We start from the raw sequence: 11,634 nt of genomic DNA, 5'->3' as shown, positions 1-11,634 counted from the left end.
CAACGACGAGAGCCCCGGCCCCTCAGCGGAGGGACCGGGGCTCTCGTCGGCCCGGAGCAGAACCGGGCCGCTCTGCTAGGCCGAGCGCCGGGCGAAGGCGCGGGCCTTCTCGCGGCGTGCGGGGTCGAACGCGTCGGTCGCCCCGGCGCCCTCGTCGCCGGGGCCCTTCCGCCAGCCCTCGATCTTGCGGGCGACACCCTTGAGCCGCGGATGTCCGGGCTTCACGGCGATCTCGAAGTGGGACTCCTTGACCGGTGTGAGATCCCCGCCCCAGACGACGACGCCGTCCAGTTCGGCGAGGATGTCCCGCACCACGACCAGCTCGTTCGGGTACAGGCCGTCCCGGGCCCCGGCCGGATACGAGAGGGGCCGCACGGCGATCGCCGTACCGGACAGGTAGTTCGACTCGTAGTCCTGTGCGACCCGGCGGCCGGACGTCCACCCGTGGATCTCGCCGGCCCTCAGCTCGCCGATCTCGTAGTGGAAGCGGCGCGCGACGTGCAGCAGAACCACGGCGGCGTCACCGCCGGCGAGTCTCACCTTCTGGTCGCTGCCCTCGACGCCGAACGTCTCCGGGGCCTCCAGGAGCGGCCAGCCGTTGCCGCTGCTCTCCCCGGCCCAGGAACCGGCCGCACCCGCCGCACCCGCCGGCTCGGCCGCGACGGCCGCCGTGGCGGGCAGCAGCGAGGTCAGGGCCGCCGCACCCGCCACACCGGCCGTCGCCCCCACGAAGCGGCGCCTCGTCAGTTCGCCCATCATCATCTGTCTCTCCTTGGTCTCAGAGCGGTCGCCACCGCGGCGGCGAGGCAGAGCACACCGGCCGCCGCCAGCAGGACGAAGAACACAATGGCCGGATTGACCCAGGAGGGAACGAGGTCGAAGTTCTCGTTGCACTTGCTGTGCAGCGGGAACCAGCGGCTGAACTCCTCCGCGTGCGCTTCCCGGTAGGCGTCGTCGTAGCGGACGCCGTGACCGTGGACACAGGCCTCCTCGACGTCGAGTCCTCCGGAGAAGATCCCGGTCAGGTAGGCGGCCGCGAACCCGACGACACCGGCCGACAGAGCGGCCACACCCAGTGACAGCCAGGTACGGGGCCGCCCCCACGCGCCCTCGCGGACGGCCCGGACGCCGCTACGGCCTCCGGCGACCATCCCGACGCACAGGATCCCCAGCACGACGGCGACGACGATGCCGCCGGTGCCGAGCAGGAACAGCAGCGCGATGCCCATCACCGCCAGCCCGCCCAGGTAGGCGAGCCGCTCGGGCCGGAAGGTCTTGTTCCCCGGGGTCATCCGTCAGCCCTTGGCGGAACGCGCGGCAGCCCGGCCGCGGGCCGCCTCGAGGAACGCCTCGTGATTGGCCCGGTACTGCGCCGCCTTCTTCTTCTCCATGCCCATGCGGGCGAGAAGGGCGTCCACGAATCCCTGCTCGAAGTTCTGCAGCTTGTCGAAACCACCCGGCGCATTCTGGTACACGGCCGGCAGCACGGCGCCCTTGAGGCTGATCAGCTGCTTGCGGGCCGGGCCCAGGACGGTGTCGGAGGCGGTCAGGGCGTTGTGCGCGGACTGCTTGCAGTCGGTGGCGTTGCCCCAGCGCTGCGTGAAGTAGGCGTTGAAGCGGGTCAGGCCGCCGCCACCCTGCTGGTACAGCGCCTGGACGGCCTCCACGACCGTCTTGTTGCCGCGGACCGCGCGGGCGATCAGATAGCCGTCGGCGTCCTCGATGAGGTCGTTGAAGCCGAACGAGGACGACACCCCGGGGACGGCGAGCCTGGCGTGGCAGAAGGCGAGCGGGTCGGCGTACTCCGTCTCGGAGTTGCGCCAGTCCGACCAGAACGTCATCAGGTCGCCGGCCCAGCCGCCGACGTCACCGCCGTTGGCACCCTGGCGGTCGGACGGCTGGTCCGTCAGCAGGTGCGCGTTGGCCGTGGCCATCATGTGCTCGGCGCCCAGGTCATAGCCGGTGAAGGGGTCCTTGAAGGACTTCCTGACGGACATGCCCCGCGCGTTGCAGTAATCGACGAACCCCTGGTCGAACCCGCCGATCAGGTACCACCAGCCGAGCTTGTTCAGGGTGTCCTTGTCGCCGTACTCGTAGTGGCGGATGTACTCCATCACGAGCTGGCTGCGCTTCTGGCCGGTCGCCCCGTAGGAACCGGCCAGGTCGTACAGCTTCTGGACGTAGGCGATGAAGTCGTCGGCCGGTCCGGCCTGGTCGTTGACCGAGCCCACGCCGCGGTCGAGACCCGAGATCACGTCGCGGTCGAGGTCGAAGGTGTCCGACCCGTTCTGGACCTTGAACTCCTTGATCTGGTTGAACGACCAGTTGCGCGGGATCGGGAAGCCGAGGTTGCCGGAGAAGCCCCAGGACATGCCGGAGACGAAGGAGTACCGGGCGAACGTCTTGTTGGTGACGTTGATGCAGACGTTGCGGGAGCCGTAGACGCCGTGGTTGTACTTCTTGCCCTTGCTGGCGAGCGCGGCCTGTACGCCGTGGAAGTAGACGACGATGCCCTTCGGAGAGCCGTCGATGGCCTCCTGGGTGGCGTCGTAGTCGACGGCGAAGTAGATCGTGGTGCCGGGGTTGAAGCCGTACCCGCTGGCCAGCTCGTGGGCGTTCAGGCCGTGCTGGTAGCCGTTGGCGTAGGTGAAGTCGTCCAGCTCGCGGGCGTTGTCCTGGTAGATCGGGAAGACGCGCAGCCCGTGCGAGAAGATCGTGTCCAGCTCGCCCGGCTTGATCTCCTTGTCCAGGGTGGAACCCGGCGGATCGTAGATGTAGCGGCCGACGATCTCGTACTTGTTGTCCTTGAGCCACTTCGCGCGCGACGGGGTGATCTCGTAGCGGGTGTCCGAGCCGGTGGCCGGACGGTCCGGGTCGCCCATGGAGACCAGCAGCTGCGACCAGGTCTGGAAGTCGCCGTCGCCGTTGACCGCCAGCTTGTTGAACTTCTGGAAGGCGCTGACCCATTCGGCGAGCTTGCCGTCGAAGGTGGACCGCCAGGTGGTGGGGACCTCGTTGAGCTCGCCGTCGTAGGTGGGGGAGTTGAACACGCAGGCGGCGGAGAATATCTGCACCAGCGTGCCGGAGGCGCCCTGGGCGACCGGGTGGGACCGCAGCCCCGCCTGCGTCGCCGGTCCGTAGTTGCCGTTCGGCGCGGCGATGCCCAGCTCGTACTGGAGGGCGATCATCAGGGACTTCTGGACGTCACGGGAGTAGATGCCGTCCGCGGGACCGATGCTGTAGGCGCTCCGGTTCCAGTAGCGCCCGTTGAGCCACCGCTGGATTCCCTGGACCTCGTCGCTGCCGCCCGCGACGACGACGTAGGCGTCCATGTTGAGGATGGCCTTGATGATCTTGACGTTGAGGACTCCGTCGCCCTCCGGGAGGCCCATGTTGGAGCGGAGCTCCTTGACGGCCTCCCGGGTGACGCCGGTGAACCAGCCCTCGCTCTCCGGCTCGACGGCCCAGTAGCCCTTGCACCACATGCCGAACTGGATACAGGCCAGCAGGTCGCGGTTCTCCTCCCAGCCGAACCCGATGTCGCCCAGGGCCTCGACGCGGGAGTAGGTTCCCGGGCCGAAGCTCGCGACGACCGGGCTGATGCCGAGTTCGTGCTGGAGCCCCATCGTCAGGCTGTACATGGTCGACCAGCCGGTACGGCCGTCTTCGGGGCAGCGCTGGTAGCCGGCGACGCTGCCGTACTTCTCGTTGACCCACTTCTGGGCTCTGAGGACTTGCTGATCCATGCGGGATCCTCTCTGCGGGACGGGGAGGAGCTGGGACGTGCGGGTGGTCCGGGTCCGGGGACGGATCAGCAGCGCGGGCCGTAGCTGCGCTTGCCGTTGATGAGCCAGGTGGTGTCCTTCTCGTTCCGCAGCATGTACGCGGCGGTGAAGCACCCCGTGTCGGTGATGCGGATCGGCCCCGCGTAGGTGGCGTAGTCGCCGTGGTCGGTGCCGCACCCGGAGCCGCTGGTCTTGCCGGGACAGACGTTGAAGTACATCTCGTTCGCCCCGCCGGGCGTGCCGTTGTAGAAGACGACGCACAGGTAGCCGGTGCCGCCGGCGTACGCGACCATGTCGCCGTCGTCGTTGCCGCTGTCGCCCGGCAGCCGGCCGTCGACGTAGGCGATGGTCTGGTACGGCCCGCCGCAGGGGTTCGACGCGGCCTGGGCAGGCGCCGCGCTGAGCGGCAGGAGGGCGGCGGCGAGGGCGAAGACGCCGGCGACCACGGACTTCTTGTTCATGCGGAAGTTCCTCTTGACATCGTTTTCTTGATCATGGTTCGGGCATGGCGAAGCGGCTCCGACAGACCGGAGCGGCTGCTTCAGCAGGGCTGGACGGGGGCCGGCGCGACCGGCCGCCGGTGGGTCACTGGACCGGAATTCCCGGTGAAGACCGACCGTGAGCGGACGGCACGTGTTCCACCGGGCCAGCGGTGGAGGGGAGTTGTGGGTGCCGCGTCAGCGGCACGGCTCCGGCAAGGCCCTCGTAAGACGGGCACGCAACGGCACGGAATACATGGACAACACTTCCCCCCAGGTGGTCAGCCCGGGAAGCACCTTAACCGACCGGCAGGACATGACAACAGACGGGCCGCCACCCTCGAACTTGCCGGAGAACGCCCTGACCTGCTGAGAAGTGAAGACCGCGCAGTTCCGCCGGGCGAGCTACTGCATCGCGGGCGCGGCACGCGCCATCGACCAGGCGGACGTCGCCCTGTTCGTCGCCACGTCCAACTTCAGCCACGAATCGGAGGCGATCGCCGAACTCAGCGGAGTCATCACGGTGAACCGCGAGGAGTTGGAGGCCTGGAGCGCCGGAGTGCTGCTCAAGGCGTTGCGGTAGGCAGCACCACAGCACGGCAAGAGGCCCGGCCCCCTCAGGGGGTCGGTCAGCGCAACTCCTTGGGCGGCGTCCGGTCCCCGTCCACCTTCTCCGTGCGGACCAGTTCGCCCCAGACCACGTACCGGTACTTGCTCGTGTACACCGGGGTGCAGGTCGTCAGGGTGATGTAGTGGCCGGGCTTCTTCTTGCCGGACTCCAGGGGGACCTCGTCGAGGACCTTGACGTTGAACTTCGAGGTCTCGCGAAGGACGGCGTAGGTCTTGTAGACGTACCAGGTGTCCTTCGTCTCGAAGACGATCGGGTCGCCCTCGTCGATCTTGTCGATCTTGTGGAACTTCGCCCCGTGCCCGTCACGGTGGGCCGCGAGCGAGAAGTTGCCCTCCTTGCCCGAAGTCGGCAGCGTCGCCTTCACCGGGTCCGTGTAGTAGCCGGCCACGCCGTCGTTGAGGATCTTCATCGACGTGCCCTTCTCCACGAGGATGTCGCCCTTGCCCATGGCCGGGACGTGCAGGAAGCCGATGCCCGCCTTGGTGTCCAGCGCGCCGGGACCGTCCGGGCCCACGCGGTCCTGGGCCCAGTTGTCCCGGACCTTGTCGGCCTGCTTGTCCGCCGCGCGGTCGGCGACCACGTTCGTCCACCAAAGGGAGTAGACGACGAACAGGCCCAGCACCAGGCCCGCGGTGATGAGGAGTTCACCGAAGACGCTCACCGCGCGCGCGACGATCCGCCCGGGACCCCGCCCGCGCCCGCGCGCGGCGGCCCGCTCCCGCTGCTCCGAGTCGTGCTCCGTGTCGGTGGTCGCTGCCACTGGTCATCCGCCCTTAACTGACGAGCGCATCCGGCTTGCCCTTGCTGCGCGGCCGTTCCTCGACCATCTTGCCCCACACGATCATGCGGTACTTGCTGGTGAACTCCGGCGTGCAGGTCGTCAGGGTGATGTAGCGGCCGGGCTCCTTGAATCCCGACTGCTTCGGGACCGGGTCCAGCACGCTGACATTGCTCGGCGACGTCACCGGCAGGATCGACGCCATCTTGTAGACGAAGTACTTGTCCTGCGTCTCCACGACGATCGGATCGCCCGGCTTGAGCTTGTTGATGTAACGGAACGGCTCGCCGTGCGTGTTGCGGTGCCCGGCCAGTCCGAAGTTGCCCGTCTTCGCGTCCGGCATCGCCGTCTTCAGCGCGTCCTCCCCGTAGTGCCCGACCATGCCGCGGTCCAGCACCTTCTTGCTGTTGATGCCCTCGGCGATCGGCACCACGACGTCCAGATCGGGGATGTGCAGCAGCGCGAAGCCCTGGCCCGGCTCGAAGGTCCCCGGGTTGCGCTTGCCGTTCGCCCAGTCGTCCTGGAGGTTGCTGGCCGCCTTGTCCGCCTGCGCGTGCGCCCGCACGTTCGTCCACCACAGCTGGTAGGTGACGAAGAGCAGCATCAGCACGCCGGTGGTGATGAAGACCTCACCGATCGCCCGGCTGGCGATCACCGCGGCACCGGGCTTGCGGGCCCGGGCCTGACGGCGGGCCTCCACGCGCGACAGCGGCGCTTTCGACTCCTCGGCCGACTCGGAGTCCACCGACGCCCCGCGCGGCGCTCCACGGCGCCCGTGACGCCGTTTCGCGGCCTTCCTGCGGGCCGCACGGCCGCCAGTAGGTGTCGGGGTCGCGGTCGTGGCCGTCCGCTCCGGCGGCGGCTCGGGGATCCGCAGCGCCACCGTCTCGTCGTCGACCGGGCCGGCGGGGCCGTTGGGACCCGCCGAGGTGAAGTCCTCCTGCCGCCCGCCCCCGAACGCACCGGAATCCCCGTACGGCCGTCCGTACGAGGATCCCTGGTCACCGGCCGTGCCGGAGTCGCGCTCGGGGCGCAGGGCGGTCACGCCGTGGCCCTGCCCACCACCGGGGCGAGCCCCGCCGACCTCGCCACCGCGTCCTGGTCGCCGCACTCCACCAGCCAGTTGGCCAGCATCCGGTGCCCGTGCTCGGTCAGCACCGACTCCGGATGGAACTGCACGCCCTCGACGGGCAGTTCACGGTGGCGCAGGCCCATCACGATGCCGTCGTGGGTGCGGGCCGTCACCTCCAGCTCGGCCGGCACCGTGCCCGGCTCCGCCGCCAGCGAGTGGTACCGGGTGGCGACGAAGGGGGAGGGCAGACCCGCGAAGACACCCGCGCCGGTGTGCTCGACCGGCGAGGTCTTGCCGTGCAGCAGCTCCGGCGCCCGGTCCACCACACCGCCGTACGCCACCTGCATCGACTGCATGCCGAGGCAGACGCCGAAGACCGGGACACCCGTGGCGGCGCAGTGCCGGACCATGTCGACGCAGACGCCCGCCTGCTCCGGGGCCCCCGGCCCCGGGGAGAGCAGCACGCCGTCGAAACCGTCCTGGGCGTGCGCCGTCGACACCTCGTCGTTGCGCAGCACCTCGCACTCGGCGCCCAGCTGGTACAGGTACTGGACCAGGTTGAAGACGAAGCTGTCGTAGTTGTCGACGACGAGGATGCGCGCGCTCACTGGTTGTCCACCGTCACATCGTTGAAGGGAAGCAGCGGTTCGGCCCACGGGAAGACGTACTGGAAGAGGACGTAGACCACGGCCACGACCAGCACGAGCGAGAGCAGCGCCCTCACCCACGCGTTCCCCGGCAGATGCCGCCAGATCCAGCCGTACATGCCGTCCCTTCCGTCGCACCGCGGCGCCAGACTCACGCCGCACCGCACCAGACTAGCGGCGCGGGGCCCTCCGGAACGGCCTCACTCCACAGGCTGGGCGTAGTGCAGGTCCGCCGTGCCCGAGTAGCCGGGCAGCGTCGCCCTCCCGTCCTCCTCGACCTTCCAGCCGAGTCCGTACACGTTGACGTACACCATGTAGTTCTGGATCGCCGGCGACGCGGCCAGCGTCTCCTTGAGCCGCTCCGGATCACCGACCGCCTGGATCTTGTACGGCGGTGAGTAGACGCGGCCCTGCAGGATCAGGGTGTTGCCCACGCAGCGGACCGCGCTGGTGGAGATCAGCCGCTGGTCCATGACCTTGATGCCCTTGGCGCCGCCCTGCCACAGCGCGTTCACCACGGCCTGGAGGTCCTGCTGGTGGATCACCAGGTAGTCGGGCTGCGGCTCGGGGTAGCCCGGCAGCTTGGCGGTGGCGTCCGGCGGCGCGTCGTCGAGTGTGACGGAGATCGCCTCTCCGGTCAGCTTCTGCGTGCCCGCTTCCTCCTCCAACGCGGCGAGCTCGTCGTCCTCCGACTTCGAGCGTCCGTCGTCGCGCTCGGCGAGCGACTCGATGTCGCGACGCAGGCTCGCGTTCGCCTCCTCCTGCTGCCCGTTCTCCAGGCTCCGCTCGTGGATGAGGTCGGACAACTTGAGCAGAGAGGCGTCCGTCCGGATATTGGTGCCCTTCGCGGTGTTGAAGCTGGTGAAGAAAATGAGTCCCGCGAGAGCGAAGACGGCTGCCGTGAGTACGCGCACGGGCCGGAAACGGCGCCGGCGGGCAGGGCTGGATCCCGTCCCGGGGGAGTCGGCAGAATTGCTCAACGTACCCTTATCTCCTTCGGCGCCACGGAAGGACTACGCTAACGGACGCCCGGGGGAGCGCTCAGAGTCCCCTTGTAGCGCATCGACAGGAGAGACCCTCGTGCCGAAGTCACGTATCCGCAAGAAGGCCGATTACACGCCGCCGCCCGCCAAGCAGTCGACCAGCATCAAGCTGACCAGCCGCGGCTGGGTGGCACCCGTCATGCTGGCCATGTTCGTCATCGGCCTCGCCTGGATCGTCGTCTTCTACGTCACCGACGGTTCACTGCCGATCGACTCCCTGGGCAACTGGAACATCGTCGTGGGCTTCGGCTTCATCGCCGCCGGGTTCGGCGTCTCCACGCAGTGGAAGTAGCGCCCCAGTAGCTCTGCCCAGGGCTATCCGCGGAGTTATCCACAGGCGTTATCCACATGGGGAAAAGAAAGACGATCTGTGGATAACCCCTAGGACGTTGACGCCGGTGTGACGGAAGTACTGGCATCCGAAAACATGTTCGCCCCCTGCCTGACCTGCGGAAACACTGGTCAGTGACAGGGGGCACATCTGTTCCCGCACACTGTGCACAAGATCCGACACCCACTGTGGAAAACGGATGCTCAGGTGAGCTGTGCGCTCCTCAACAGGGTCAGCCCCACGACGACCAGCAGGACCAGCGCACAGGCGCCGTACTGCACGAGGGTCCGGCGCTCGCGCGGTGCGTGGAGCATGGCGTAGCCGATCACACCGCCGGCGACGAGACCGCCGATGTGTGCCTGCCAGGCGATATTGGCCCAGGTGAACGTGAAGACGAGGTTGATCGCCAGCAGGATGACGACCGGTCGCATGTCCGCGTTGAGGCGGCGCACGAGCGCGGCGGTGGCGCCGAAGAGGCCGAAGACCGCGCCGGAGGCGCCGAGGGTCGCCGTGGTGGGCGAGGCCAGCAGATAGGTGAGGGCGCTGCCGGCCAGTCCGGAGACCAGGTAGAGCGTGAGGTAGCGGGCTCTGCCCAGCGCGGCTTCCAGCGGACCGCCGAGGAACCAGAGGCTGATCATGTTGAAGCCGATGTGCCAGATCTCCTCGTGGGTGAACATCGTGGTGACCAGGCGGTACCACTCGCCCTCCGCGACGCCCTCGGTCGGGACGAAGGGGGCGGGGGGCCAGCGTCCGATGAGCACCATGTCGCTGAGGAAGGACGACGGGAGCGCCTGAACGGCGATGAACACCGCCGCGTTGATCCCGATCAGGATCTTGGTGAGCAGGTGCGGGTCGGCGGCGACCGTTCCCCCGGCCAGGGTGCGGGGCCGGGAGGCGGCGGGCGCGGGGCCACCGCCCGTGCGGCCGGCGGCGCAGTCGGGGCAGTGGAAGCCGACGGACGCGTTGATCATGCAGTCCGTGCAGATGGGGCGTTCGCAGCGGGTGCAGCGGATGCCGGTCTCACGGTCCGGGTGGCGATAGCAGCCGGGCAGGCTCTGGGCGTCCGGCGGGCCTGCTGCCGCGTGGTCCATGACTTCCCCTCGGTCGTCCCTGCGGGCGGTGTGCGCGCGTGCGCCGCCCCGCCCCTTTTTACGGATGGGCGGAGCGTTTGGTTCCTGCCCAGTGCGGGGGGAGGTCAGCCCTGACGGGTTTCCACGACGACGGTCTCGATGACGACGTCGTTGAGCGGGCGGTGCGTGCGCGGGTTGGTCTGCGCGGCGGCGATGGTGTCCACCACCTTCTGGCTGGCCGGGTCGGTGACCTCGCCGAAGATGGTGTGCTTGCGGTTCAGCCAGGTCGTCGGGGAGACGGTGACGAAGAACTGCGAGCCGTTGGTGCCGGGACCGGCGTTGGCCATGGCGAGCAGGTAGGGCTTGTCGAAGGCGAGGTCGGGGTGGAACTCGTCGGCGAACTGGTAGCCGGGGTCGCCGGTGCCGTTGCCGAGCGGGTCGCCGCCCTGGATCATGAAGCCGCTGAGGACCCGGTGGAAGACGGTGCCGTCGTAGAGCCTGTCCGTGGTCTTCTCGCCGGTGGCGGGGTGGGTCCACTCGCGCTCGCCTCGGGCGAGTTCGACGAAGTTCCTGACCGTCCTGGGTGCGTGGTTCGGGAGCAGCCGGATCTCGATGTCGCCTTGGCTGGTCTTGAGAGTGGCGTAGAGCTGCTCGGCCACGGGGTGCCTTCCGTCGTCTGGTGGTGCGCACCGATCCTCCCATGGGCGAGGGCGCGTTCGGCGCCGATACCGCGGGGTCCGAGCGCGGGGAGCCGATCCGTGGCATTGTCGGGTACGGGCTCGTGTTGGCCGGTATTCACCCGGTATTGAGCTTGATCCGCTCTTGTTCGCAACTTCATCACCACTTGTCCCGGAGAGCCCGAGGGCATCGTCGGTGACCCGGATGGCCGCCCTCGCATGCCTGGCTTTGCGTCCACAGGCATGATCCGTAAAAGGGTGGAAAGTCGAATTACCGTACGCCACCGAGGAGGAGGAACCCGTGACCCGCATCGACAGCGTGCGCGCCGCGACCGGTTCGGCGAAGGACAGCGTGCTGCACGCCGCGGAAGTGGTGGCGCCCTACGCCGACACGGCCAAGGACAGGGCCGCTCACTATGCACAGGAGGCGCGCGTACGGCTGGCGCCCAAGGTGTCGCAGGCCGCAGACCAGGCCCGCCACCAGTACGGGGCGCATGTCGCGCCGCGACTGGAGCAGGCCCTTACGCATGTGCCGCCGAAGGTGGACGCCGCCGCACAGGAGGCGGCTGTCCGCACCCGTCTGGCCGCTCGGCAGGCGGCCGACTTTTCACGGCCGAGGATCGAGCAGGCGGTGGCCGCGGCCGGTCCCGTGCGGGACGAGGCGACCGCGCGGGGTGCCGCCGCGCTGGCCGCGCTCCGGGGTCAGGTCACGGCGAAGGAGATCGAGAAGCTGGCCCGCAAGCACCAGCGGCGTGCGCGGGCCGGCCGGATCGCCAGGGTTCTGGCGGTGGCGGGTCTCGTCGCCGGCGGCGCTTTCGCAGCCTGGAAGTGGTGGGACAAGCAGGCCAACCCGGACTGGCTGGTGGAGCCGCCGGAGGCAACGGAGGTGCCCGAGTCCGGGCGGCTGACGTCGGTGGACGGCACCGGTGAGGCGATTCTCGACCCCGAGGTGCAGGCCAAGCAGGCACAGGAGGAGGCGGCGGAGGGCGACGAGCCCCGCTGACCCTTCTCCGGACCGGTATCGGGGGGGGGGGGGGGGGGGGGGGGGGGGGGGGGGCCCCCCCCCCCCGGGCGGGCCCCCCCCCCGGCGCGGCCCCCCCCGCGGCGGGGGGGCGCGCGGG

The 11,634-nt window shown here is 69.2% G+C and carries 14 protein-coding genes; 3 read left to right on the top strand and 11 right to left on the bottom strand.

The features are described from left to right. Nucleotides 1-75: 75 nt before the first annotated feature. The 4 genes from ACGF3J_RS15625 to ACGF3J_RS15610 form a co-directional block, all read right to left on the bottom strand. The gene (locus ACGF3J_RS15625) at nt 76-756 is read right to left on the bottom strand and encodes a hypothetical protein (protein WP_161332051.1); all 681 of its coding nucleotides are present in this window, start codon (nt 754-756) and stop codon (nt 76-78) included. A 2-nt stretch (nt 757-758) separates the two neighbouring features. Beyond that, nucleotides 759-1,292, bottom strand: a complete 534-nt coding sequence (locus ACGF3J_RS15620) for a hypothetical protein (protein WP_393854207.1) — start codon at nt 1,290-1,292, stop codon at nt 759-761. Nucleotides 1,293-1,295: 3 nt separating this feature from the next. Beyond that, on the bottom strand, nt 1,296-3,746 hold the full coding sequence (locus ACGF3J_RS15615) for a glycoside hydrolase domain-containing protein (RefSeq protein ID WP_161332026.1): 2,451 nt from the start codon (nt 3,744-3,746) through the stop codon (nt 1,296-1,298). Nucleotides 3,747-3,811: 65 nt separating this feature from the next. Continuing rightward, on the bottom strand, nt 3,812-4,246 hold the full coding sequence (locus ACGF3J_RS15610; protein WP_122616590.1) for a hypothetical protein: 435 nt from the start codon (nt 4,244-4,246) through the stop codon (nt 3,812-3,814). A 394-nt stretch (nt 4,247-4,640) separates the two neighbouring features. On the opposite strand from ACGF3J_RS15610, the gene ACGF3J_RS15605 reads away from it, so the two are divergent. Then, nucleotides 4,641-4,847: a hypothetical protein gene (locus ACGF3J_RS15605; RefSeq protein ID WP_393854206.1), complete on the top strand. Its 207-nt coding sequence runs from the start codon at nt 4,641-4,643 to the stop codon at nt 4,845-4,847. Nucleotides 4,848-4,893: 46 nt separating this feature from the next. Here ACGF3J_RS15605 and ACGF3J_RS15600 read toward each other — a convergent pair whose 3' ends face one another. The 5 genes from ACGF3J_RS15600 to ACGF3J_RS15580 are packed head-to-tail and all read right to left on the bottom strand — an operon-like array spanning nt 4,894 to nt 8,372. Continuing rightward, the gene (locus ACGF3J_RS15600) at nt 4,894-5,655 is read right to left on the bottom strand and encodes a class E sortase (protein WP_393854205.1); all 762 of its coding nucleotides are present in this window, start codon (nt 5,653-5,655) and stop codon (nt 4,894-4,896) included. A gap of 13 nt (nt 5,656-5,668) precedes the next feature. Next, nucleotides 5,669-6,718 carry a class E sortase gene (locus tag ACGF3J_RS15595; protein WP_161332023.1) on the bottom strand — a complete coding sequence of 350 codons (1,050 nt, stop codon included), beginning with the start codon at nt 6,716-6,718 and terminating at the stop codon, nt 5,669-5,671. After that, nucleotides 6,715-7,353 (bottom strand): aminodeoxychorismate/anthranilate synthase component II, encoded by a 639-nt coding sequence (locus tag ACGF3J_RS15590; protein WP_161332022.1) that lies wholly within the window; start codon nt 7,351-7,353, stop codon nt 6,715-6,717. Before ACGF3J_RS15590 ends, ACGF3J_RS15595 begins: the two co-directional genes overlap by 4 nt. Then, nucleotides 7,350-7,547: a hypothetical protein gene (locus ACGF3J_RS15585; protein ID WP_206328638.1), complete on the bottom strand. Its 198-nt coding sequence runs from the start codon at nt 7,545-7,547 to the stop codon at nt 7,350-7,352. Before ACGF3J_RS15585 ends, ACGF3J_RS15590 begins: the two co-directional genes overlap by 4 nt. Nucleotides 7,548-7,592: 45 nt before the next feature. Beyond that, on the bottom strand, nt 7,593-8,372 hold the full coding sequence (locus tag ACGF3J_RS15580; protein ID WP_161332021.1) for a DUF881 domain-containing protein: 780 nt from the start codon (nt 8,370-8,372) through the stop codon (nt 7,593-7,595). Between the two features lie 100 nt (nt 8,373-8,472). Here ACGF3J_RS15580 and crgA point away from each other — a divergent pair, with 100 nt between their 5' ends. Then, nucleotides 8,473-8,727 carry a cell division protein CrgA gene (gene crgA / locus ACGF3J_RS15575; protein WP_122616583.1) on the top strand — a complete coding sequence of 85 codons (255 nt, stop codon included), beginning with the start codon at nt 8,473-8,475 and terminating at the stop codon, nt 8,725-8,727. A gap of 242 nt (nt 8,728-8,969) precedes the next feature. On the opposite strand, the gene ACGF3J_RS15570 is transcribed toward crgA, so the two are convergent. Together ACGF3J_RS15570 and ACGF3J_RS15565 are read right to left on the bottom strand one after the other, a co-directional pair. Continuing rightward, on the bottom strand, nt 8,970-9,857 hold the full coding sequence (locus tag ACGF3J_RS15570; protein ID WP_161332020.1) for a rhomboid family intramembrane serine protease: 888 nt from the start codon (nt 9,855-9,857) through the stop codon (nt 8,970-8,972). A 104-nt stretch (nt 9,858-9,961) separates the two neighbouring features. Beyond that, on the bottom strand, nt 9,962-10,495 hold the full coding sequence (locus ACGF3J_RS15565; RefSeq protein WP_161332019.1) for a peptidylprolyl isomerase: 534 nt from the start codon (nt 10,493-10,495) through the stop codon (nt 9,962-9,964). Between the two features lie 319 nt (nt 10,496-10,814). Between ACGF3J_RS15565 and ACGF3J_RS15560 the strand changes: the two genes are divergently transcribed. Continuing rightward, entirely contained in the window at nt 10,815-11,516 is a 702-nt protein-coding gene (locus ACGF3J_RS15560; protein ID WP_161332018.1) for a DUF5324 family protein, read from the top strand. Nucleotides 11,517-11,634: the final 118 nt, after the last annotated feature.

Source organism: Streptomyces sp. NPDC048171 (genome assembly GCF_043202655.1).
Lineage (GTDB): Bacteria > Actinomycetota > Actinomycetes > Streptomycetales > Streptomycetaceae > Streptomyces.
This window is presented reverse-complemented; position numbering and strand designations above follow the sequence as displayed.

Bases quoted from the DNA above. Each gene is read 5' to 3' on its own strand.
- ACGF3J_RS15625 (WP_161332051.1), bottom strand. From the start codon at position 756: ATGGGCGAACTGACGAGGCGCCGCTTCGTGGGGGCGACGGCCGGTGTG.
- ACGF3J_RS15620 (WP_393854207.1), bottom strand. From the start codon at position 1,292: ATGACCCCGGGGAACAAGACCTTCCGGCCCGAGCGGCTCGCCTACCTG.
- ACGF3J_RS15615 (WP_161332026.1), bottom strand. From the start codon at position 3,746: ATGGATCAGCAAGTCCTCAGAGCCCAGAAGTGGGTCAACGAGAAGTAC.
- ACGF3J_RS15610 (WP_122616590.1), bottom strand. From the start codon at position 4,246: ATGAACAAGAAGTCCGTGGTCGCCGGCGTCTTCGCCCTCGCCGCCGCC.
- ACGF3J_RS15570 (WP_161332020.1), bottom strand. From the start codon at position 9,857: ATGGACCACGCGGCAGCAGGCCCGCCGGACGCCCAGAGCCTGCCCGGC.